Source organism: Peribacillus sp. NPDC096379, assembly GCF_044762875.1.
In the GTDB taxonomy this organism is placed as follows: Bacteria; Bacillota; Bacilli; order Bacillales; family DSM-1321; genus Peribacillus.
Genome location: NZ_JBIWFD010000002.1, coordinates 649,448 through 673,700, shown reverse-complemented (window position 1 = coordinate 673,700; position 24,253 = coordinate 649,448). Strand labels below are relative to the sequence as shown.

At 38.2% G+C, this 24,253-nt stretch carries 24 protein-coding genes; all 24 read right to left on the bottom strand.

The window, feature by feature from the left end; translation table 11 throughout:
• Nucleotides 1-115: 115 nt before the first annotated feature.
• Complete coding sequence (locus ACIQZI_RS12265) at nucleotides 116-1,339, bottom strand: hypothetical protein (RefSeq protein WP_403073395.1); 1,224 nt, start codon at nucleotides 1,337-1,339, stop codon at nucleotides 116-118.
• Between the two features lie 12 nt (nucleotides 1,340-1,351).
• The gene (locus tag ACIQZI_RS12260; protein WP_403073393.1) at nucleotides 1,352-2,188 is read right to left on the bottom strand and encodes a hypothetical protein; all 837 of its coding nucleotides are present in this window, start codon (nucleotides 2,186-2,188) and stop codon (nucleotides 1,352-1,354) included.
• Entirely contained in the window at nucleotides 2,185-2,874 is a 690-nt protein-coding gene (locus tag ACIQZI_RS12255; protein ID WP_062181030.1) for an ABC transporter ATP-binding protein, read from the bottom strand. Before ACIQZI_RS12255 ends, ACIQZI_RS12260 begins: the two co-directional genes overlap by 4 nt.
• A complete protein-coding gene (locus ACIQZI_RS12250) occupies nucleotides 2,875-3,258 on the bottom strand; it encodes a GntR family transcriptional regulator (RefSeq protein WP_403073391.1) in 384 nt (127 codons plus the stop codon). It lies immediately after the preceding gene.
• Between the two features lie 158 nt (nucleotides 3,259-3,416).
• Nucleotides 3,417-5,069 carry a ribonuclease J gene (locus ACIQZI_RS12245; protein WP_403074013.1) on the bottom strand — a complete coding sequence of 551 codons (1,653 nt, stop codon included), beginning with the start codon at nucleotides 5,067-5,069 and terminating at the stop codon, nucleotides 3,417-3,419.
• 375 nt (nucleotides 5,070-5,444) lie between these two features.
• Entirely contained in the window at nucleotides 5,445-6,311 is an 867-nt protein-coding gene (dapA, locus tag ACIQZI_RS12240) for a 4-hydroxy-tetrahydrodipicolinate synthase (RefSeq protein ID WP_062181035.1), read from the bottom strand.
• Nucleotides 6,312-6,373: 62 nt separating this feature from the next.
• Nucleotides 6,374-7,618 (bottom strand): aspartate kinase, encoded by a 1,245-nt coding sequence (gene dapG, locus ACIQZI_RS12235; protein ID WP_062181036.1) that lies wholly within the window; start codon nucleotides 7,616-7,618, stop codon nucleotides 6,374-6,376.
• A 199-nt stretch (nucleotides 7,619-7,817) separates the two neighbouring features.
• The gene (gene asd / locus ACIQZI_RS12230) at nucleotides 7,818-8,873 is read right to left on the bottom strand and encodes an aspartate-semialdehyde dehydrogenase (protein ID WP_062181039.1); all 1,056 of its coding nucleotides are present in this window, start codon (nucleotides 8,871-8,873) and stop codon (nucleotides 7,818-7,820) included.
• 214 nt (nucleotides 8,874-9,087) lie between these two features.
• A complete protein-coding gene (locus tag ACIQZI_RS12225) occupies nucleotides 9,088-9,687 on the bottom strand; it encodes a dipicolinate synthase subunit B (protein WP_062181042.1) in 600 nt (199 codons plus the stop codon).
• The gene (dpaA, locus tag ACIQZI_RS12220) at nucleotides 9,684-10,586 is read right to left on the bottom strand and encodes a dipicolinic acid synthetase subunit A (RefSeq protein WP_062183302.1); all 903 of its coding nucleotides are present in this window, start codon (nucleotides 10,584-10,586) and stop codon (nucleotides 9,684-9,686) included. The genes ACIQZI_RS12225 and dpaA overlap by 4 nt, the downstream gene beginning before the upstream one ends.
• Before the next feature lie 186 nt (nucleotides 10,587-10,772).
• Nucleotides 10,773-11,021 carry a YlmC/YmxH family sporulation protein gene (locus tag ACIQZI_RS12215; protein WP_403073387.1) on the bottom strand — a complete coding sequence of 83 codons (249 nt, stop codon included), beginning with the start codon at nucleotides 11,019-11,021 and terminating at the stop codon, nucleotides 10,773-10,775.
• A gap of 291 nt (nucleotides 11,022-11,312) precedes the next feature.
• Nucleotides 11,313-12,542: a M16 family metallopeptidase gene (locus tag ACIQZI_RS12210; RefSeq protein ID WP_062181048.1), complete on the bottom strand. Its 1,230-nt coding sequence runs from the start codon at nucleotides 12,540-12,542 to the stop codon at nucleotides 11,313-11,315.
• A 60-nt stretch (nucleotides 12,543-12,602) separates the two neighbouring features.
• Nucleotides 12,603-13,559 carry a polysaccharide deacetylase family protein gene (locus tag ACIQZI_RS12205; RefSeq protein WP_403073384.1) on the bottom strand — a complete coding sequence of 319 codons (957 nt, stop codon included), beginning with the start codon at nucleotides 13,557-13,559 and terminating at the stop codon, nucleotides 12,603-12,605.
• 293 nt (nucleotides 13,560-13,852) lie between these two features.
• The gene (pnp, locus tag ACIQZI_RS12200) at nucleotides 13,853-15,970 is read right to left on the bottom strand and encodes a polyribonucleotide nucleotidyltransferase (RefSeq protein ID WP_062181054.1); all 2,118 of its coding nucleotides are present in this window, start codon (nucleotides 15,968-15,970) and stop codon (nucleotides 13,853-13,855) included.
• A gap of 280 nt (nucleotides 15,971-16,250) precedes the next feature.
• Nucleotides 16,251-16,520, bottom strand: a complete 270-nt coding sequence (gene rpsO / locus ACIQZI_RS12195; RefSeq protein ID WP_049680822.1) for a 30S ribosomal protein S15 — start codon at nucleotides 16,518-16,520, stop codon at nucleotides 16,251-16,253.
• Between the two features lie 127 nt (nucleotides 16,521-16,647).
• A complete protein-coding gene (gene ribF, locus ACIQZI_RS12190) occupies nucleotides 16,648-17,598 on the bottom strand; it encodes a bifunctional riboflavin kinase/FAD synthetase (protein ID WP_403073381.1) in 951 nt (316 codons plus the stop codon).
• 30 nt (nucleotides 17,599-17,628) lie between these two features.
• A complete protein-coding gene (gene truB / locus ACIQZI_RS12185; RefSeq protein ID WP_062181060.1) occupies nucleotides 17,629-18,552 on the bottom strand; it encodes a tRNA pseudouridine(55) synthase TruB in 924 nt (307 codons plus the stop codon).
• Nucleotides 18,553-18,968: 416 nt separating this feature from the next.
• A complete protein-coding gene (rbfA, locus tag ACIQZI_RS12180; RefSeq protein ID WP_062181063.1) occupies nucleotides 18,969-19,334 on the bottom strand; it encodes a 30S ribosome-binding factor RbfA in 366 nt (121 codons plus the stop codon).
• 19 nt (nucleotides 19,335-19,353) lie between these two features.
• A complete protein-coding gene (locus ACIQZI_RS12175; RefSeq protein WP_062181066.1) occupies nucleotides 19,354-19,635 on the bottom strand; it encodes a DUF503 domain-containing protein in 282 nt (93 codons plus the stop codon).
• On the bottom strand, nucleotides 19,632-21,806 hold the full coding sequence (infB, locus tag ACIQZI_RS12170) for a translation initiation factor IF-2 (RefSeq protein ID WP_403073378.1): 2,175 nt from the start codon (nucleotides 21,804-21,806) through the stop codon (nucleotides 19,632-19,634). The genes ACIQZI_RS12175 and infB overlap by 4 nt, the downstream gene beginning before the upstream one ends.
• 19 nt (nucleotides 21,807-21,825) lie before the next feature.
• Nucleotides 21,826-22,125 (bottom strand): YlxQ family RNA-binding protein, encoded by a 300-nt coding sequence (locus tag ACIQZI_RS12165; RefSeq protein WP_062181072.1) that lies wholly within the window; start codon nucleotides 22,123-22,125, stop codon nucleotides 21,826-21,828.
• The gene (gene rnpM, locus ACIQZI_RS12160; protein WP_062181074.1) at nucleotides 22,122-22,397 is read right to left on the bottom strand and encodes an RNase P modulator RnpM; all 276 of its coding nucleotides are present in this window, start codon (nucleotides 22,395-22,397) and stop codon (nucleotides 22,122-22,124) included. Before rnpM ends, ACIQZI_RS12165 begins: the two co-directional genes overlap by 4 nt.
• Before the next feature lie 17 nt (nucleotides 22,398-22,414).
• On the bottom strand, nucleotides 22,415-23,539 hold the full coding sequence (nusA, locus tag ACIQZI_RS12155; protein ID WP_062181077.1) for a transcription termination factor NusA: 1,125 nt from the start codon (nucleotides 23,537-23,539) through the stop codon (nucleotides 22,415-22,417).
• Nucleotides 23,540-23,562: 23 nt separating this feature from the next.
• The gene (gene rimP, locus ACIQZI_RS12150) at nucleotides 23,563-24,036 is read right to left on the bottom strand and encodes a ribosome maturation factor RimP (RefSeq protein ID WP_403073375.1); all 474 of its coding nucleotides are present in this window, start codon (nucleotides 24,034-24,036) and stop codon (nucleotides 23,563-23,565) included.
• Nucleotides 24,037-24,253: the final 217 nt, after the last annotated feature.

Here is a 24,253-nt window from a genome sequence, read left to right as displayed (position 1 = left end):
TTACCTACTATATGTAGATAATCAACCTCTTTTATTAACCGTCTGTTGATAATAGTTCTTGTTAAGAATTCAAAGTGAATATAGTGGCCACATTTTGTTAAATGCGGATTATTATTCAGTTAATTTCTAATGAATGTAAAACTAATGGTTTTGTGTCAAACTTTTGATCCGCCTTTTTCGGGATCACTTCACCTTTAAATAAAGTTTTACCCGTTTTTAATTCGCCGATAAATAATTGCGGTGGCACATTTGACGTATTATCTTTTTCAAAATCATTTGTCGCAAGTACGTACACTCGATCATTTTTAATGACAATCGGAAATGCTCCTCCCCAATCATTATTATTAATTGGAAAAGTTTGATCATTTGTTATGGATTCGTTTGTGATATTAAATGTTGTTACATGCATACCTTTCGCATCTTGATTGATTATATACAACTTATCTCCAATCAAATAATTTTGACTTGTCACAATACGAGTTTCTAATGTTTCAGGCAACTCAATCGTTTCTAAATGATTTTTTTCATAAACATATTCCAATATTGCTGCTTTATTAGTATTACTTGCTGATCCTTCACTTTGATTTACAATTTCAGGTCGCTTAATAAAAACGATAGAATTTCGAGGCGACTGAGGGTTTAGTCCCATTGAATCTAAGACATCATAGCCCATTTTGATTTGTTGCGGCGTGATGATCACTTCATCATTTAGTAGCTTCTGATTACCAAGATCAAAAGTATATACATGTACTTCCACATCATCCACATCAGTGTTGGTATATATGTAATTTTTAGTGACCACTTTTAATTTGGATTGAATGAGTTGTACATCTAACACTGAGATATGGTTGAATATTTCACCAGGAACACTCATTTTGAATGATATGTCCTTATCAGAAGCCAAGTCCAATAAGCCAATGTTAAACACGTGTTTATATGAATGATCTATTGAAGATGATTTGTAATCCGCTTCTGCATACGCAATAAAATCTGAATCTTGATAAAAAGAGTGAATATTTCCTTGTCCACGCATAAAGGAGCGATGCTCCTTTTTAAGTTTCTCAATTTTAGGATCATTATTTCCAGTCAATCGTTGCAAATACGATTGCTCACTCTGATATAGTGTTTCATTCGAAGTAATCTTTACACTATTAGTTCTGCCATCTTTTTCAACAAAACCACTTAAAGTAACATCTTTTATTTCTCCTTCACGGCCCTCTAATGTTTTTATTGAGTACTCCGGAAAATTATTAGCGCTAACCATCATTTTTCCATAATAGGCTCCGATGATGATGATTGACACACATACGAGTATAATACTGCTCATATACCTTTTCATAGCCTTTCCTCCTTAAACTAATACCCGTTTTGATATCAGCCAATTTCCAATTATGATAGAAACACCTATTATAAAAATTCCAAGTACTAGAAAAATTGCAAAAATCTCTTCCGGATATAAAACAGGCATCGTTTCGTTACCTATAATAAACAGGGGTGATAGATATAATAAAACCGCTGCGATAAAATAAAGAATACCCAATACAATCCCCTTTAGACGAAAGCTTCTTTCAAACAGAATGGAGGTAAAAAGAACAAACACAAACATTATGCCTATTCCATATGAGATGAGTAAATCACTAAAATATGGCGGAATGATGATTCCCAAAATACCATTTGACTGAAGAATGGATGAGACATCCATGCTCGTCTGTAAGAAGTTTTCTTGAATTAGTGATTCAAATAATGCATTCTCAAGTGGTAATAGGATCATTTGAAAAGCAAGTAAACCAAAAATTAAAACCAGAATCGCTGTAGCCTTAGAAAAATATAATGAAATTCTTGCAGTTGGTAACATTAATAAGCGATAAGCAAATGTATTTTTCCCAAACCAATCACGATACCAGATCAAAAAACTATAAAAGATAAGGGCGGCAATACATAAGGCAATCGGACCTATAAACCAAAGGGTTGATGAAATGTGGGTAAAATCAAAACCACCAAATTGATGCAAATATGCTTTCTCAGACAAATTCTGCTCAAACATGACTTCATGTGCTCTTTTCATTAAACCTGTTGAAATAACAATCACTCCAATACATTGGCTAAGGAGTGTTATGATTAATAATGACGCATAAATTTTTATAAAACGATTGACTTCAAAATTGACAAGCTTTACATAACTTTTCATCCTTGATACACCTCTCTCATCACGTCAACAACGGATTTCCCCTCTTCCTGACGCATTTGTTCGGTATTAAATTCTTTTAAAACGATGCCATTATCCAATAAAATGACTTTATCGATCAAATGCTCGATATCATTGATTTCATGGGTAGTGATGATGACACCCCGGTCTTCTATTAAATGGCTTGCGAACACATCCGCAATTTGTTCACGACTAAAGATGTCGATACCAGAGAATGGTTCATCCATTAAAATATAATCAACGTCAATTGCCAATCCCATCAGCAAGTTAATTTTGGCTGTGTTTCCTTTTGATAATTCTGAAATACGCGATTTTTCATCTAACTTAAAGAAAGTAAGAAGCTCTGTCGCTCGTTCTTGATTCCAATTTTGATAGAAATCCTGCATAAATTGCATCGCTTGTTTAATTGTCATTTGTGGAAGCATTGTAATCGCATCCGGAATAAATGCTACTTTTTCATACATGTTCTTATTGATTTTTTGTCCATCAATTAATATGCTTCCTTTACTAAATGACGTCAGCCCCATGATTGCCTTTAATGTGGTCGTTTTTCCAACACCATTAATTCCGATTAAGCATGTAATCTCTCCCTTATTAGCCGTGAATGAAACACCATCTAGTACTTTTTTTCTACCGAACTTTTTTGTGAGCTGATTAACTTCAATCATTTAGAGTCCCTCCTTACTACTTTCTTGCGAATATTTTTCCTGTACAATTCGAAGCAACTCATCGATCGGAACATTTATCGGGCGAATGGACTGCAAAAACGATTCAACTGCCGTAATAATTAATTCCTCTCTTACACTTTGTAAGATATTTTCATTTTTTGTAATTTTGCTTGGGAAATTCCGTTCAGTCGTAATCAAATCTTGCTCCTCCATTTCTTTATACGCCTTTTGAGCCGTATTCGGATTTATTTTCATCGTGGCCGCAAGCTCTCTTCTAGATGGAATTTCTTGTCCTGCCACAAGATTTCCGTTTGCAATTTGTTCCTTAAAATATCGTACAACCTGTAAATAAACAGGATCACGATTATTAAAAGTAGCATTCATGAAACCATCTCCTAATTTGAACTACTTTAATAGTGTATGTATTATATAGGTCATACACTATTTATATGTACTATACACGTAGTACACCCCAACTGTCAATATCTTTTTTGTACAAAAAGGTCCTAGCTATTTCACACTGCTAGGACCTTATCATAATATTAAATTTCCATAATAATCGGCAAGATCATCGGCCGTCTCTTCGTTTTCTCAAAAAGGTATTGGTTTAATGAATCACGTATATCTTGTTTCAATACGGCCCAATCGAAAGGATGGCGGGTCCTTGCTTTTTGGACAATGTTATAAACGAGTTCTGTTGCTTCATCCATCAGTTTCTCTGATTCACGGACATACACAAATCCACGCGAAATGATTTCAGGACCAGCTACAATCGATTTATCTCCTCTGTTCAGCGTTACTACAACGATTAACGTTCCATCTTGAGACAGGAGCCTACGATCGCGGAGTACAATATTTCCCACATCTCCAACACCGCTTCCATCAATTAATACATTTCCGGAAGATACTTTGCTTGAAAGTCTGATTTGATTATTGGTCATTTCAATCATATCACCTTTATCTGCGACAACAACATGATCTTTTTGTAGACCAGCCCCAATCGCCAGCTTTTGGTGAGCATATAATTGACGATATTCTCCATGTACTGGCATTAAGTATTTCGGCTTCATTAGGTTTAGCATCATTTTCAGTTCTTCCTGACTGCCATGATCGGTAACATGTACTGTATAACGATTGGTTACAACTGTAGCACCTACCCGGTATAACATATCAATCGTTTTAAATAGTTTCACCTCTCCACCTTTTAAAGGAGAAGCTGCAAGAATCACTGTGTCTTCCGGTTTTATTGAAACTTGCTTATGCGTACCTTTTGCCATCTTTTGCAACGCTGTAATTGGTTCACCTTGGTGACCGGTCGATAATATAACTAACTTATGATCGGGATATTGTTTAAGTTCTGACACTGGAATAATTAAATCATCAGGTAATGTAAGATAACCTAGTTTTAAGGCGGTTTCATATACACGCTGTATGTTTTTTCCGACCACCACAACTTTTCTGCCGCTGATTGCTGCCGCGTTAAATACATGTTGAATACGGATAATATTAGAAGCGAAGCAAGCAACGATTAATCGTCCTCTTGCTTGTTGAAATGCCTGTATCGTATCTTGTTCTACAATTGCTTCTGAAGGGGTATAGCCTGGGGACTCTGCTCCTGTACTATCCGATAGCAGACAGAGTACTCCCTCTTCTCCAAGAGCCGCCATTTTTCCTATTTCAGGCTTGTACATATCTGGTGCCGCCTGATCAAATTTAAAAGCACCCGTATAGACAATTGTACCTTCCTCTGTATGAATCGCAATCCCAATAGAGTCAGGTATACTATGATTTGTCCGGAAAAAGCTGATTCTGCTCGCTTGAAAGTTCAATATTGAATCAGACTGAATTTCAATAAATTCCGCCTTGCCTTTAAAGTCATTTTCCTTCATTTTCTCTTTGGCTAGGGCCAATGTTAATTTTGTACCATACACAGGTGCCTTAATGTATTTTAAAACATAAGACAATGCCCCTATATGGTCGTCATGCCCATGACTTAAAAATATTGCTTTTACCCTTTCTCTGTTCTCTAGCACATACGTAATGTCTGGAATAACCGCATCAATGCCTAACATTTCATCTTCTGGAAACATTAAACCTGCATCAAGCAGAAACATATCTTGATTTACTTCAACAATATACATATTTTTCCCAAGCTCTCCCTGTCCTCCCAGGGGTATAACTCTAATGCCGTTCATATCATCTCTAGTCAACCTTATATCCTCCTCGAGTAAATGCAGTTCGAAATCCAATTGTATCCATTATAACTGATGCTTTAAAAAACAGGTTATTCTTTCACTTTCAAACTTGATTTATTTTAAAAATAGGAGTCAAAATTACTGCAAATAATTTCTTTAAATTTAAAAGCGCATACATTCATTATATACAACAAGCCAATCGTTACCGATTGGCTTGTATACGATTTCTATATTTATCCCGCATTAACGGAAAGTCAGGACCCCTACCTCAAGGCTTAGATGAATCGAAGAAGCGTAGGTGGGGGATAACTGCCCGATTGGTTCAACTAACAATCAGTGGGGATAAAGAAAACCCCCACTGATTGAAGTTTCACTTTATAAAATAGTCGTGCCAAGTGCCGTTCTTTCCTGTTCAGTAAGTGGCACAAGTGGCAGTCTAACCGAACCGACATCAATCCCCTTCATTTGCAAAGCTGTCTTGACTGGAACTGGGCTCGGCGCTGCAAATAGGCCTTTGAATACCGGAAGCAATGCCTGATGTTGTTTAGCTGCTTCTTTAAGGTTCCCTACAAAGAAAGACTCGATCATTTGCTGCATTTCATTCCCGATAATATGTGATGCGACTGATACGACCCCAGCGCCACCAATTGCAAGAACAGGAAGGGTAATGCCGTCATCTCCGCTATACAATTGAAAATCCTCATTAGTGCCTGAAATGATTTGGGTCATGGCAATCAAATCACCGCTTGCTTCTTTAACAGCCACAATATTATCAATTTCAGATAATCTAATAATCGTTTCTGGAGTAATATTTACAGCCGCTCTTCCAGGGATATTGTATACCATAACCGGAAGGGATGTGTTCTCTGCTATCGTTTTAAAATGCTGATAAAGACCTTCCTGATTTGTTTTACTGTAGTAAGGAGCCACTAGCATGATGGCATCTGCACCATTTTTCTCTGCTTTTTTCGTAAGCTCAATTGTTGAATACGTATTATAGCTGCCAGTTCCCATAACAACAGGAATTCGTTTGTCTACAATGTTAACAACATGCTTGAGTAACGCAATTTTTTCTTCAGATGTTAAGGTAGGTGACTCTCCAGTTGTACCTGATATTACTAATGAATCTGTGCCGTTTTCGATCAAGTAATTGATCAATAATGTTGTTTTTGCTAAGTCAATATTCCCTTTTTTATCGAAAGGAGTAACCATTGCGGTTGAAACTCTACCAAAGTTAATCATACATACACCTCTTGATTTTATAAGATGAGATCCTCATCATGGATACGATAATTTGAATAAAGTTATCGATCCGTTATCCGGTATTCCGGGGTTTCTTCATGCAATTGAAATGCGTCATGTAGTGCATTCACAGCAACTGACAAATCTTGTTCCTTCACCAACACCCAAATCGTGGTGTGGCTATCCGCGGATTGTAAAATGCTAATTTCTCGTTCTGATAATGCTGTGACGATTTTGGCAGCAACACCAGGTACTCCATTAATCCCAGCCCCAACAACCGAGACTTTCGCACAATTCCTTTGGATAAATGGCTCATACCCCATATTTTCCAAAATAGTAATGGCATTGCTTGTCATTTCTTCTGTAACTGTATAGACGACTGCGTTTGGTGAAATATTAATAAAATCGACACTTATTGAAGCATTTGCCATCGCTTTAAATACTTCAGCCTGAAGATTATATTGGTCTTTCTTTGCTTTCACTTTAATTTGAGTAATTTTCGAAACATGGGCGATCCCTGTCACAAGTCTTTCTTTTATCTCAGCGCCATGGCTGCCTTTATTCATACTCGTCACCAATGTTCCGAGACCATCTGAATAAGTAGATCTGATACGAATCGGTACCTTCGCCTGCATGGCAATCTCGACAGCTCTAGGATGAATGACTTTCGCTCCTTGGTATGCCATGTTACATACTTCATTATAGGTTACTACAGATAGTGGGCGGGCATAGTCTGCTATGCGCGGATCAGCTGTCATAATACCTTCTACATCGGTGAATATATCGACATATTCAGCTTGCAGTGCTGAGCCAAGAGCAGCAGCAGATGTATCGCTTCCGCCTCGTCCAATCGTCGTAATATCCCCGTTTTTAGTTGCTCCTTGAAAGCCAGCAACAACAACAACATCATGAAGTTCTAGCTCTCTTCTTATTCTATCACATTTCATGTCAATAATTTTGGCATTTGTATGATCCTGGTTTGTTAGGAATCCGGCTTGAGCCCCTGTAAAGGTTGTCGCGCTTATTCCACTATCCAGTAGTGTATTCGTGAAAACAACCGAAGAGATTGTTTCCCCCACGGATAAAAGTAAATCTTGTTCTCTTTTTGAGAGTTTGCTGTCTGAACCATTTACGAGTGATAAAAGCGTGTCCGTTGCATAGACATCTCCTTTTCTTCCCATTGCCGAGACGACGACCACAACCTTGAACCCATCATTTAGCGCTTTTTGAATATGACGCTTAGCATGTGCTCTGCTTTCCTCATCTCGTACAGAAGTTCCCCCGAATTTCTGAACGATGAATTTCATTCTTCACACCTCAAATGTAAAGGGCTAGCTCAAAAAGGTCCGATTTCGTACTCTACTACAGTAATTGGTATTAAATAAAACTTTTATACTGTAATCAGTAGTTACTGGGTCTGCCTTTTTTCACCAGCCACATTGCTTCTCATATCTCTTTTTCATTACAATCTAACGAATAATTTCGCTTTACTGATAAATGCTATCTTTATTTTACCGTAACTAATCCTAATTTCAATAAACTTTCCGCGATTTGAACCGAATTCCAAGCAGCACCTTTAAGAAGGTTATCAGATACTACCCATAGATGGAATCCATTATCCTTATCCAAATCTTTACGAATTCTGCCAACAAAGACGCCGGTCTTTCCGACAGCATCGGACGGCATCGGATAAATTTGATTTTCTGGGTCATCTTGAAGCACGACTCCTGGCGCATCACTTAATAATGTTTTGATATCGGCTGCTGTAATGCCCTCTGCATTTGTTTCAAGATATACTGACTCAGAATGGCCGGTCTCTACAGGTAGTCTTACACAGGTTGCAGCTACATGCAATTCGGGCATATGCATGATCTTTTTCGTTTCATTAATCATTTTCATTTCTTCGTAAGTAAAACCGTTTTCCTGAAATGTATCAATCTGCGGGATTACGTTAAATGCGATTTGATAATGCTTTTTATCGCCTTTCACTGGTAATACTGCCGGTTTAATTTCTTGGTTATCAAGTAAGTCACGAGACTGCTCTCTTAATTCATCGATTGCTGCAGCACCTGCTCCAGAAACAGCTTGATAAGTCGAAACAATAATCTTATTTAAACCATAAGCCTCTCTAATCGGTTCAAGAGCTACGACCATTTGAATGGTTGAACAGTTCGGATTTGCAATGATTCCGTTATGGTTGCGTAAGTCCTCTTCATTTACCTCAGGAACAACTAAAGGGACTTGTTCATCCATGCGGTAAGCACTTGTGTTATCAACCACAATCGCCCCGCGTTTCACTGCTTCAGGTGCCAATTCCTTAGAAATACTTCCACCCGCACTGAATAACGCAATATCTATACCTTCAAAGCTTTCAGGCTTTGCTTCCTGAACTTCAATTTCTTTGCCTTTAAATAAAAGTTTCTTTCCTGCCGAACGGGCCGAAGATAAAAAAGTGATTTTTTTTATAGGCAGTTCTCTTGATTCAAGTGTTTTTATCATTTGTTGTCCTACTGCTCCGGTTGCCCCAACAACCGCAATATTTAATCCTTTTGTCTCTTCCATTTCCCTTACCCCTTTTCCATTCACATAATGACTTCTATCTATTTGTCATCAATGCTAGTAACATTTTTAATAGAAATATCATTTATTTTAACATATCCATGCACGAAAGAAACAGGATTTTACTAATTTATGTCGTAATCGGGGCAATACAAGCAAAAAATTGACAAAAGTCTGACTACTTATTGGCATTTTCATCTGTTTCATTATTTAAAATTTATGAGGGATCTTTAAATCTCTCGATGATTACTGGTTGAATTTGATTGCCATCTAATGCAGCGATGATGGTTTCACGTATCTGACTCATTCTTGCTACCATCGAAGTCGGTTTCCTCTCCGGATCATCCTGACCATATGGTACAAAATAAACATCCTTTGAGTCCATTAATCTCATTAAATTCATTCCATTAAGTCCCAGAGCATCATTCGTTGAGACGGCTAAGACGACTGGACGGTGATTCCTCATCGTCGCTTTTGCGGCCATAAGCACTGGTGAATCGGTTAATGCATTTGCCATCTTACTCATTGAATTTCCCGTCATCGGAGCAATGACCATACAAGCAAGAGGAGTTTTCGGACCCAATGGCTCTGCTTTTACTATTGTATCGACCACATGATGTCCGGTCAACTTTTCTATCCTATCAATCCAGTCTTCCCCTTTTCCAAATCTTGTCTCTGTATGCTGAACAGTCGATGTGACGATTGGAATGACCTCAGCGCCTTCATTCACCAATTTTTCAATTTCCGGAAAAACAGCATCATACGTACAATGCGAACCAGTTAATCCGAAACCGATTCGTACACCTTTTAGGCTCATTTCTTTTTCCCCTTTCGCTTTTTCATATCTTCATTGATTAATTCGGACAATGCATTCCCCAATATTTTACCTGCAGTTTTCGGTGCAACAATACCAGGCAAACTTGGTGCAAGCAATGCCTTGATTCCCCTTTTCTCAGCATAACGAAAATCTGTACCTCCCGGTTTTGAAGCAAGATCAATGACTAGGGTATGAACAGGCATATTCGCCAGTACACTTGCTGTAATAATTGGATATGGAATCGTATTAATGCATATATCTACATCTCTCATCATCTTCGTTAAATCATTGATATGGAAAGGCGTCATAGCCATCTCCGTAATCCTTGCAATATCTTCCGTTTTTCTAACTCCTACTCTTACCTTCGCACCAAGAGCTTGAAAGCTTCTCGCTGTAGTCATGCCGACTCTACCTAGCCCTAAAACGGCTACATTCGAACCATGGATCGTGAAGTCTGTATGCTGTATAGCCATCATAATTGTACCTTCGACGGTCGGGATTGAGTTATAAATGGCTACATCATCCCTTTCAAAAAGCTGTACAAGACGCCGGTTGGTATTTTTCATAATTCCTGTTAAATATCCATTACTAATTCCAGAATAAAACGTACAATGAGGTGGAGTTTTCGACACAACTTCTTCCGTGATTGTTACTTCTTCATTTGAAAAAATTGTATCTACTTTTCCTTCAAGATTTGTACCTGCAACAGGTAGTATAACTGTATCAATCTCAGAAAAATCTACATCCTCAAGCTTCTCTTTTACCGCACCAGTAAATGAATGTTCAAGCTGTTCAAAGCCTACTAGCCAGAGTCTTGCATCCAGTTCAGTCAGTTTTCGAACTACCTCTAGCTGACGAGCATCCCCGCCAATAACTGCGATTTGCAAGCCTGTGAGCATTAAAACCGTCACCTTCTTTTTCATGGAAATATCTCCGCGTTTTTTTCATTGTTTTACCCTTACATCCTATGTAATCCTTTCAAGATAGGTGATTGTATGATGTGTATCTTACATTCGATTTTGGAGATAAAACTGCAGTAAGTCACAAAAAAACCGCCCTAAGGCAGTAAAAATAAACATTAGACTTTATTCTTCATATTGGGTTTCCACTATATCAATAATCACCATATCTGAACCAATCTTCTTTACGTGCTCCCAAGGCACTTTTATTTCACGTCCTTGCCGCTTTAATCCGAACCACTTTAAAGAAGGGATGATTAAAGCTGTTATTTGTCCCTTTTCGTTAATTTCAAGATCAGTTTGACCCAATACTCCTAATCGCTCAGCACGGGCCACATCGACAATCTCTTTTCCACTTAATTCACTAAGCCTCAAAATATCTCCTCCTCATATGTTCATATTTCATCTATATCCTACTTTGTCCAAGAATAGAAGTATTAGAATGACTATTGTGATAAGAAAGTTGCAAGCTTCACAATAGCCCTTAAGTGACCGAACTGCTTTCATCGAACATCGAAATTTACTTAAAAAAAGGGATTTCTCTCAAATAAAGCTGTCTCATAACAAAAGGGTCAAACCCCACATCTACTATATACCATTAAGATGTGAACACGACACATGAAACGGTGTATAGAGTGTGAGGTTAGACCCTCTTTTTTTGTGAGACTATTTATTCCAGCTCTCTAGCGGACTAACTAATGAAGAAGCATAAGAATCTGTAAAAATTTGCTGAGCCATCTTGTTTACATGCTCTTCCGTTACTTCATCAATTAATTCTACAATCCGATCCAGAGAACGATGGGTCTCAAGCAATAGCTCGTTTTTACCGTTACGGCTCATTCTGCTATTGGTACTTTCAAGACTCAACATCAAGCTTCCTTTTAGTTGCTCTTTGCTGTTTCTTAGTTCTTTTGCAGAGATCCCTTCCCGTTTTAGCGTGTCTAAAGTCAGTTGTATCGTCTCATATAGACTTTCTAACTGATTAACTCCAGTACCACCATAGATCGTCACTAAACCGCTATCTTGATAACTCGAATGATAGGAATAAACTGAATAGGCAAGGCCGCGTTGTTCACGAACCTCCTGGAAAAGACGGCTGCTCATACTGCCACCCAAAATATTGTTAAGAGTGATTAAACTGTACATGTCATCGTGACCGATGCTCAAGCCTTCAAAACCTAAGCATAGGTGGGCCTGTTCAGTTTCTTTCTTCCTTGTGAATTGATTTTGATGAAAAATAGGCTTAATAAGTTCAGTTCGAATATCACTGCCTGTAAACGATCCAAAATATTTTTCAACTTCTTGAATCATGCTTTCGTCCACATTCCCAGCAATGGAAATAACGACCTTGTCCGGTGTATACATATCATGAACGTATTGTTTTAACGTCTCACTTGTAAACGTATCAAGCGTTTCTTCTGTGCCAAGGATTGGATACCCAAGTGGATGCTTTTCATATACTGCTTCACTTAACAGGTCATGAACAATATCATCTGGAGTATCTTCGTACATTTTAATTTCCTCAAGCACTACATTTTTCTCTTTCTTCAATTCTTCTTCGTCAAACGTAGAATTAAAGAACATGTCAGAAAGGATTTCAAGTGCAAAGCTCGCATGGTTGTCGAGCACTTTTGCATAATAGCAAGTATATTCCTTTGAAGTAAAGGCATTTACCTGTCCGCCAATGCTATCGAAAGATTCAGCAATTTCTCGCGCATTACGAGTGGTCGTACCTTTAAAGAACATATGCTCGAGAAAATGGGAAATCCCATTCAATTCTGGTGTTTCATTACGGGAGCCAGTTTTAATCCAGATCCCTATCGCAGCTGAACGGACTGTTGGGATATTTTCGAGTACTATTCTTGCACCATTTTGACATGTATATTTCTTAATCAATGAACATTCCTCCTTGTTCTTTGCGGTTTTAAAGCGCAGGCAAATTGTAAACTGATATCTCTATTGAATCAGTCTTCTTTCATTTACAGCTTCTGAAACGGTTACAATTTGCAAGCCTTTCTTTTTCAATTGTTGAATCATTACCTCTAATGACGATGCAGAAGCGTCTGTTGGATGCATCAAGATAAATGCTCCTGAGTGAACTTTACTAAGAACCCTATTTAGTAGAACATCTGGACTTGGCTTTTGCCAATCAATTGTATCGACACTCCAAAGAATTGTACCCATCCCAAGACTGTCAGCGATTTCAACCGTTTCATCACGGAAACTCCCGCTCGGTGGAGCAAACCACTTTACTTTCTTATCTGTTACAGCCTCAATCACTTCATTTGTTTTTTGCATTTCATTCTTAGCAGCCGTTTGGGATAGTGACTTCATATCAGGGTGAGTATAAGAATGATTGCCAATCTCATGTCCGCCTTGTTCAATCATTTTTGCTAGTTCAGGATTATTCTTTGTCCATCTTCCTTCCAAAAAGAAGGTAGCCTTTACTTCATTTTCCTTAAGTATGGCAAGCATATCCTGTAAATATTCATTGCCCCATGCCACATTTATTAAAAGTGAAACGACGGGTTTTTCAGGATGTGCCCGGTAAATTGGCGCAGGAGTTAAATCGCTTATATGTACATTAGGCGAAACTTGTTCAAAAACCAATTTTTTTGCATTAAAAATCCCTTTGTCTTTCATTGCCTTATAAGATTCCCTAACGTCTACTTTAAGACCGTTTAGACCAGGTACCGTTTTCCAGATTGAATCAACTTTTGCATCCTGTGGAGCTATTTCATACTCCTTCGCCTTTGATTCAATCTCTAACATAAGAGAGTCACTCTGCTTTACTGCAACAACAGTCTGCCCTGCTATCGACTTTACATACAAATCTACATATGGATTTTGCACTAATAACCATGATATACCTGCAATGGCACTAAACGCAACTATCTGGCCTAATTTCCTCATCTTTTACAGCTCCCCTCATATAAATGGTATGAGGAGAATGGACAAGGTAGAACGAAAGTAGTCACTGACTATAGTAATAGTGCAAGCTCCTTTAAAAAAGAAAAATACTATGATCTCCACAGTCTTATGTTTCGCCGAATTCCCCCACAAACAAGTGCCTCCGTGCTTTCATCGATACGAATAGACCAAGCGAACGATCTACTCTGGCCTTTATCTAAATGTCTAAATAGAAAAAAGCATGCAAATTCACAAAGAATCGCATGCATCCATTTTATCGATATTTCTAAACACTCTTACACCTCTGATTTTTCTTCACTTTCTTTTTGAGCCTTTAGAATTGCTTTATGAGAAAGATTTACTCTTCCTTGTTTATCGATTTCAACGACTTTAACAGATAACTCATCGCCTATTTTTACAACATCTTCAACTTTGCCTACACGTTCTTCAGCAAGCTCAGAAATGTGTACAAGACCATCTTTACCATTAAAGATTTCAACAAACGCGCCGAATTTTTCAATTCGTTTTACTTTACCAAGATAGACTTCACCAACAACTACTTCACGAACAATATCTTCAATAATATTCTTCGCTTTTTGGTTCATCTCTTCATTAGTAGACGCAATAAACACCGTACCGTCTTGCTCAATATCAATTTTCACGCCAGTTTCTTCAATAATTTTATTGATATGTTTTCCGCTTGGTCCAATTACATCACGAATCTTATCTGGGTTAATTGCCATCGTTAAGATTTTTGGTGCATATTTTGAAAGACTTTCGCGTGGTGTATTGATAGTTGACATCATTGATTCAAGAATATGCATTCTTCCACGTTTTGCTTGTTGAAGGGCTTCTTCAAGAATTTCTCTTGATAAACCTTCAATTTTTATATCCATTTGCAAAGCAGTAACACCTTTTGCAGTACCTGCAACTTTAAAGTCCATATCGCCTAGGTGATCTTCCATGCCTTGAATATCTGTTAAAATGGTATAGTGTTCTCCAGTTTTAACAAGTCCCATCGCAATCCCAGCTACTGGTGCTTTCAAAGGAACACCCGCATCCATCATAGCAAGCGTACTTGCACAAATACTTGCTTGTGAAGTCGAACCGTTTGATTCAAGTACCTCTGATACAAGTCGGATGGTATATGGGAAGTCTTTATCATTTGGTATCACTGGCTCTAATGCTCTTTCTCCAAGTGCACCATGACCAATTTCACGACGTCCGGCACCACGGATTGGTCCTGTTTCGCCAACACTGAAATGTGGGAAATTATAGTGATGCATGAATCGTTTGGATTCCTCAGTACCAAGTCCGTCTAAAATTTGAACATCTCCTAGTGCACCAAGAGTACAGATCGACAAAGCTTGAGTTTGTCCACGCGTAAATAATCCTGAGCCATGCGTACGAGGAAGGATGTCGATTTCAGAAGAAAGCGGTCTGATTTCATCCGGGTTACGGCCGTCTGGGCGAACTTTTTCTTCTGTAATCAAACGACGTACTTCTGATTTCACCAATTTATTTAAGATTTCTTTAATTTGCTTTAATTTGTCTTCGTCTGTTTCTTCTTCGAATTGCAACAGCACCCGGTCTTTTACTTCTTTAATAGCCGCTTCACGAGCATGTTTCTCCTGAACTTGTACGGCTTTGTTTAAATCAGCTTCACAAAGACTTTTAATTTCAGCTTCAAGCTCAGTATCTACTTGATACAGATTGATGTCCATTTTTTCTTTGCCAATTTCAGCAACGATTTTTTCTTGGAACTCAATTAATTTCTTAATTTCATCATGTCCAAACATAATTGCTTCAAGCATCGTTTCTTCAGGTATTTCATTAGCCCCTGCTTCAACCATATTAATTGCGTCTTTCGTTCCAGCTACAGTCAAATTAATATCGCTTTGTGCAAGCTGATCAACATTCGGATTAATAATGAATTTCCCATCAATTCTACCAACAACTACACCTGCGATTGGCCCTTCGAACGGAATGTCTGAAACGGATAACGCTAGAGATGAACCTAGCATTGCGGCCATTTCAGAAGAACAATCTTGATCTACACTCATCACCATACTGATAACTTGTACATCATTTCTAAACCCATCAGCAAATAAAGGACGAATTGGACGATCAATCAAACGGCTTGCTAAAATTGCTCTTTCACTTGGTCTTCCCTCACGCTTAATAAATCCACCCGGAATTTTCCCAACTGCATATAATCTTTCCTCATAACTTACCATTAATGGGAAAAAGTCAACGTTCTTTGGTTCCTTTGATGCAGTGGCTGTACTTAATACAACTGTTTCTTCATACCGAACAAGCACAGCTCCATTTGCTTGTTTAGCCAACTGGCCAATTTCAACAGTTAATGTTCTTCCGGCCCATTCGTATGAATACGTATGTTTGTTCTGTCCCATCTTTCTATTAAACCCCTCTCTTGATCTTCACTTTAGAGGCCTGGTCGTTTTCACCTAAACCTTATCTAAAATCTTCATTATCATATATGTCAAATTAATAAAGCTTCCATAATCAAACTATTCCTATTATGCACGAAATAAATAAGCATTAACAGCAAAATGGAGTATATTTGAAAAAAACAAGTTTTTTTTCAAATAATCTCCCTTTTACACATTATGTAAAATGACTTTTGTCTTCAAACATCAAAAAAGCGGGAAATTCTCCCGCTTTTTCGAATAATTATCGGCGTAAGCCTAATTTATTAATTAATGTACGGTAGCGAGTAACATCTTTATTACGAAGGTAAGTAAGAAGATTACGACGTTTACCAACCATTTTAAGAAGACCGCGACGTGAATGGTGGTCTTTTTTATGAGTGCGTAAGTGACCGTTCAAGTTATTGATTTCTTCAGTTAATACTGCAATCTGAACCTCGGGTGATCCAGTATCAGTGTCGTGAGTGCGGTACTCAGTGATAAGTTCGTTTTTACGTAATTGTGTAATTGCCATTGTTTATTCCTCCTAAAGTTTCTGTAAAATCCCCTATTACTGAGCCAGCGTCGGAGACTCGCTTAGCCAAGCAACGGTTATTTTCATACTTGAATATCATACAACCTTTTTTTACAGAATGCAAGTTCTAGCCACCTAATTGCGTAAAATACTCAATTGCATGATTTTTATCTATTTCAATCTGTTGAACCAATTCTTCCAGGCCGGCAAATTTTTGTTCACTGCGGAGCCTTTTATGCCATTCGACAGCGACATCTTCTCCGTATATCACTTGATCAAAACCAAGCACATGAACTTCAACGGACGGATATTCAGGTCTCTTCTCATGAAATGTTGGTTTATACCCCACATTACAAACACCATTAAACCATTTATGATCTATTTGAATTTTCACAGCATACACACCTGTAGATGGGAAGATATATCGATCCTTGATGTCAATGTTTGCAGTCGGGAACCCAAGCTGCCTTCCGCGTTTTTCACCATGTATGACGGTTCCTCGTACAGAATACCATCTTCCTGTTAGCTTATAAAAGTCAATAAAATCGCCTTCTTGCAAGGTTTTTCTTATCCTAGTTGAACTAATTTTCTCTTCTGCTATTGTTTGCTTTTCAACAACAGTTTGTGTAAATTGACCTTTTGAATGAAGTGGAAGCGTGTCCATCGTTCCTTCACCGAACCTTCCATATGAAAAATCAAAGCCTGCTGCAACATGAATGGTATGAAGTTTGATTAAATAATTATCCACGAATTGTTGAGGAGTTAGTGTTGCGAATTCTTTTGTAAAATGAATAACGAAAACATAATCAACATCAAGCTCTTCAATAATCGCTATCTTTTCTTGCAACGGCGTAATATATTTAACCGATTGTTGCTCTATCCCGAGAACTGCAGATGGATGGGGATCAAAAGTCATCACCGCTGATTTGGCACCCATTTTCTCAGCAACATTTTTTGCGGTCTGAATCACTTTCTGATGTCCTATATGTATCCCATCAAAAAATCCTATGGCGATAACTAAAGGTGGAAATTCTTCAGGATTAAATGTTTGAGGATGCTCTATTGTCATTACTTTCACGTTTAAATCTCCTCTTTCTCCCGGTAAACCTCACAGTTCATCTATTACCAAAACTTTAACTGGTTTGATTACTTGTTCTTTTACGGGATGCACTTGATAAATTGCTAGGGCTCTTCCATTTTCATTTATCATGACAAATGGTTCACCTTTAACATAATCTAAATCATCTGGTTGCGTTAGAACCGCACCGTTTAAGATTTTCATTGCTACTTTATCATTAATCTGATATTTCGGCAAATGATAGAGACCACGTTCAAGCGGTAGCAAAAATTCCTTTTCTTTTCCTTCCTCGAAAAGGTCTTTCACTTCTTCAAGCGTTTTGCAATCATTTAAAGTCAACCCTGCTGATTCTGTTCGAATTAAGCTGGACATATGAGCTGGATAGCCGAGACGTTCTCCCATCATAACAGCAAGCGTTCGTATATATGTCCCTTTGCTGCATTTCACCCTGAATTTAAATGAAATGGTATTCCCCGCAAATACTTCACGATCATCTAGTAATGTTAATTCATGAATTGTTACTTCCCTTGAAGGCCTTTCAACCTCAATACCAGCTCGGGCATACTCATATAATTTCTTGCCGTTCACCTTGACTGCAGAATACATGGGTGGTGTTTGCGTGATTAGACCAGTTAAAGATTGAAACACTTCTAGAATTCGTTCTCTTGTGATCACATCGGAAATAATTGCTTCTTCCAGTTTTTCACCACTGCTATCTTCAGTAGTTGTTGAAAAGCCAAGCGTGATTTCACCTTCATATGCTTTTCCAGCATCTGTAATATACTCAGCAATTTTCGTGGCCCTTCCAATACAAATAGGCAAGACTCCTGTAACATCTGGGTCGAGAGTGCCTGTATGACCCACTTTTTTTGTTTTTAAGATTTTCCGAAGTTTAAAAACACAATCATGCGAAGTCATTCCTTTAGGTTTTAATAAAGGCAAAATCCCTTCCATTTTTGACACCTCTTTTCATGTTGTATGAAGGACATGGGGACGGGGCTTCACGGCTTACTAATGTAGCCAAACTACTTAGCAGGTATACTTATTTACTCGAAAAAGCATCCGAAATTCCGGCTCCGCACCGCCACCCATTGTGATTAGGCAATATAGCGTGCTTAATGATAGATCCTTCATGGTCAATAGTGGCGTTTTAACGCCATATTCGTTTTGTATTCTCTTAATTTTTGACAGAAAAAAAGATAGACGATTGTCTACCTGTTTTTTCAAAGAAAAAAATGCTGAATGCGGGTGTCCCAAAAGGGTCTGACCTTACACCCAACAGCAGTATAAAGTAGTAAAACACTTTATATAATCTGTATATAGTAGGTACAGGTCTGACCTTTTCTTTATGGGACGCACTCATTCACTTGTTATTCTTCATCTTTATTAGCAGGCTGCTCTGAATGAATCTGAGTAATAAGTGATTCGATTCGATTTCCATAAGTAACCGATTCATCAAATTCAAAAGAAATTTCCGGCGTTTTCCTTAAACGGATTCTCTGACCGATTTCTGAACGGATGAAACCTGTTGCTTTTGAAAGACCCTTTAACGTATTTTCTTTTTGCTCTTCATCTCCAAGTACAGAGATATAGACAGTTGCTTGTTGAAGGTCACCCGTAACAGCAACATCTGTAACCGTAACAAAACCAATCCGGGGGTCTTTTATTTTGCGACCGATGATTTCACTTAATTCTTTCTTCATTTGCTCGCCTACACGATTCGCACGATGGCTCATTTACATCACCTCGCTCGTCCTATAGCCATTCTATATCTGTTAGTGTTCGTTCTAGTTCCGGAAAAGAATCTAGAAATTGCAGGGCATTCTGTATTTCTCTCTCAGTCGCTTTTCTAGAAGAGGTCACTGCAACGATGGCAATTTGTGTTCGTTGCCACGTTTCTTGAAAACCTACTTCGCTCACAGAAATATTGAATTTCTGTTTTAGCCTTGTCAGCACTCTTTGTAAGACAGCCCGTTTATCCTTTAAAGAATGGGCGTCATAAATGATGCATTCACAAACGACAGAACTGATAATCATTTACGCTCTATTTCTTCCATAACGTAAGCTTCAATGACATCTCCTTCTTTAAGGTCATTAAAGTTCTTAATCGTAATTCCACATTCATAGTTTTGTGCAACTTCTTTTACATCGTCTTTAAATCGTTTTAATGTATCTAATTCACCTTCAAAAATCACAATGCCTTGGCGGATTAAACGCACGCTAGAGTCACGAGTAATTTTCCCGTCCGTTACATAGGAACCAGCAATTGTACCAATTTTTGAAACTTTGAATGTTGTACGTACTTCTGCTTGACCGATGACTTTTTCTTCAAATTCAGGATCAAGCATCCCTTTCATCGCTGCTTCAATTTCTTCAATCGCTTTGTAAATGATACGGTGAAGACGAATCTCAACATTCTCTGTTTCTGCAGCTCGCTTAGCGTTCACATCAGGGCGAACATTAAACCCAATGACAATTGCATTTGAAGCAGAAGCAAGGATAATATCAGATTCTGAAATTGCACCTACACCAGAGTGAATGATTTTCACTTTGGCTCCTTCTACTTCAATTTTTTGAAGTGATGCTGCAACAGCTTCTGCTGAACCTTGAACATCTGCTTTCAAAACGATATTCAATTCTTTTATTTCTCCTTGTTTCATTTGCTCAAACAAGTTATCAAGTGTAACAACTGATTTTTCATTACGTGATGAAGCCAGTTGTCTTTGTGCACGAGTTTCCCCGACTTGACGGGCTGTTTTTTCATCTTCAAAAACGATAAAACGATCCCCTGCATCTGGAACTTCATTCAAGCCTGTAATTTCAACTGGTGTCGATGGACCAGCTTCTTTCACCCGGCGACCAAGATCGTTAACCATCGCACGTACACGCCCGAATGAGTTACCAACTACGATTGGGTCTCCAATTTTAAGAGTACCGTTTTGAACAAGCAATGTAGCAACTGTTCCACGGCCTTTATCAAGACGAGACTCGATTACTGTACCAACAGCTCTACGTTCTGGATTTGCTTTGTATTCTTCCACTTCACCAACAAGCAAGACCATTTCAAGCAAAGTATCGATTCCTTCACCTTGTTTTGCAGAAATCGGAACGAATATCGTATCTCCACCCCATGCCTCGGAAACAAGTCCATGTTCTGTTAATTCCTGCATTACGCGATCAGGATTGGCAGATTCTTTATCCATTTTATTAACAGCAACAATAATTGGAACCTCTGCTGCTTTAGCATGGTTGATTGCCTCTACCGTTTGTGGCATTACGCCATCATCTGCTGCCACAACTAGAATGGTAATATCGGTAACCTGTGCACCACGCGCACGCATCGTTGTAAACGCAGCATGTCCAGGAGTATCCAAGAACGTAATCTTCTTCCCGCTTACTTCAACTTGGTATGCCCCGATATGTTGGGTAATTCCACCAGCTTCTACCTCTGTTACTTTTGTGTTACGGATTGAGTCTAGTAGTGTCGTTTTACCATGGTCAACGTGACCCATGATCGTAACAACTGATGGACGTTCAATCATATTTTCTGGAGCATCTTCAGTAACGAGAGATTCAAGATCTGTTAAATCAACTAAGATTTCTTCTTCTACTTCAACACCATATTCACCAGCAATCAATTCAATTGCATCTTTGTCTAATGTTTGGTTAATGGTAGCCATTACACCAAGCATAAATAATTTTTTGATAATTTCCGATGGCTCACGATGCAATTTCTTAGCAAGTTCTTGAACGGTTAATGATTCAACGAACGTAATTTTAGCAGGTAGCTCGCGTTCTTTTCTTTTTTGAACTGGAGCTTGTGTTTGAGTTTGGGTTCTGCCTTTATTGTTTCTATTACGGTTATTAAAATTATTCCCTTTCCCTCTATTGGAGTTGTTTCTTTGTCCACCTTGAGGGGAGGTTTTGCCTGCAACCGGTTTAACAGGCGGTTTTTTCTTCACCTTTTCCTTATTAACTGTATTGCTTTTCTCGTTTGCTTCTTCTTCATATTTTTCCACAGTGGAAGAAGCTGTGGTAGGCTGTTGTGTTTTTGGTTGTATTGAATGATTTAATTTATCGATCGTAGAATCGTCTAATGTTGTCATATGGTTTGATACCTCTATATTCATTTCTTTGAGTTTATTAATTACATCCTTGCTTGAAACGTTCTTTTGTTTTGCATATTCATGTACACGTATTTTAGTCATACGTTCACCCCCGTAAAATTTAATCGAGCAACGTTTGGAGTTTTCTTGCAAAACCTTCATCTAAGACAGCGACAGTAACACGTGCATCTTTCCCTATCGCTTGACCGAGTAAAAACCGATTTTCGACTTTTTTTAAAGGAACCTGATAATACAAGCATTTATCAGTGATTTTTTTTTCTGTATTGGAAGAGGCATCTGCGGCCAAAATAACTAGCTTGGCTTTACCACTTCTCACTTCTTTTACAACTAATTCTTCTCCTGAAATTAGTTTACGCGCTCGATTTGCTAAACCTAATAGAGACATCCATTGTTGTATCATCTTGTAGAAGTATTCTCCTTATCCGCTAATTCAAGTAGCTGTTCATAAATAGAAGGATCGATTGCCGCACTTAGTTGATTGGCCAGGATATTTTTCTTCTTGGCAAGCATAATCGTTTCTTGATCTAATGTTAAATAAGCACCACGCCCAGCTTTTTTCCCTGTAGGATCAATGCTTACTTCGCCCTCTTTTGATCGAACGATTCGAATCAACTCTTTCTTCGGCTTCATTTCACCAGTTGCAACACATTTGCGCATTGGTATTTTTTTCATAATCGATCACCTCTACCTTATTCGTCATCTTCGACAAATTCATCTTCATCAACGTAGCTGTCTCTACTTAACAGAAACTCTTGTTCTTCAACTGGATAAATCCCTGCTTCACGAGCTTCTGTTTCACTTTTAATATCAATCTTCCAGCCAGTCAGTTTTGCTGCTAAGCGTGCATTTTGTCCTCGCTTCCCGATAGCAAGTGAGAGCTGGTAATCAGGAACAATGACTGTTGTTGCTTTTTCTGCTTCTTCAACGATCACTTCAAGTACCTTCGATGGGCTTAATGCGTTAGCGACAAATACGACCGGATCTTCTGACCATTTAACGATATCGATTTTTTCGCCTTTAAGCTCGTTAACAATCGCTTGAACTCGTTGTCCTTTTTGACCCACACATGAACCTACCGGATCGACTTCTTCATTATCAGAATGAACGGAAATTTTGGAGCGATCGCCAGCTTCACGTGCAACCGATTTGATTTCGACTGTTCCATCAAAAATCTCTGGAACTTCAATTTCAAATAATCGCTTTAATAGGCCAGGATGTGTGCGTGATACGAATATTTGCGGACCTTTTGAAGTTTTTTCGACTTTCGTGATAAACACTTTAATTCGGTCATGTGGTTTATATTGTTCATTTGGCATTTGTTCACTAATAGGTAGCAATGCCTCAATTTTCCCTAAACTAACATAAATAAACCGAGAATCATGACGTTGAACAATTCCGGTCATAATGTCTTCTTCACGGTCAATGAATTCTGAATATATGATACCACGTTCCGCTTCACGTACTCGTTGTGTGACAACCTGCTTAGCAGTCTGTGCCGCAATCCTTCCAAAATCCTTCGGTGTAACTTCCAGCTCTACAACATCTTCAAGCTGATAGCTAGGATTAATTTGTTTTGCTTCTTCCAAAGAGATTTCAAGTCGTGCATCAAACACCTGATCCACAACGTCCTTTCTTGCAAAAACTCTCATTGTACCTTTTTCAAAATTTAAATCGATACGAACATTCTGCGCCTGATTAAAATTACGACGGTATGCCGAAATCAACGCTGCCTCAATGGCATCAATCAGAACTTCTTTTGAAATTCCTTTATCTTTTTCTAAAACATTGAGAGCATCCAATAACTCACTGCTCATGGTTGTTCCCCCTTAAATATTTTTTAAGAAAATGTAACGGCTAACCTTGCTTTAGCAACCTTCTCAAAAGGGATTACTACCGTTTTCTTTCTAGTTTTGATTTTCATTTCTATCGTTACTTCATTTCCGTCGAAGCTTTTCAAGGTTCCTTCAAACTCTTTTTCATCCAAGATTGGTTCATATGTTTTTATGTAAACATTTTTCCCAAGTGCTTTTTGAAAATCCTGCTCTTTTTTCAAAGGCCTTTCCGCTCCAGGAGACGAAACTTCAAGGAAGTAGTTTTGCGGAATTGGATCTGTTTCGTCCAGTTTTTCGCCTAATTTTTCACTTACTGTTCCACAGTCCTCAATGTCCACACCAGTTTCTTTGTCAATATAAACACGAAGAAACCAACTTTTTCCTTCTTTGACATACTCGACTTCTACCAATTCAAGTGCCAATTCATCTAAAATTGGAATCACAAGTTCTTCTACGGTTTCCGTTACTTTTTTACTCATTCGTTTCCTCCATACATGGTCCGTATACATATCTTTGTAATGGATTCAAAAATTTAGTCAATTACAACACGAAAGAGTGGGTTTCCCCACTCTTTCCATTGGTTCTGCTTAGTATTTCCAATAAAAATATACCATAGTCAAGGGATTTATGCAAATAAAGTGCAAGCTTTGTTCGTTCGATTTCCTTATTTCATAAGGTTTGGCGAATATAATGCCC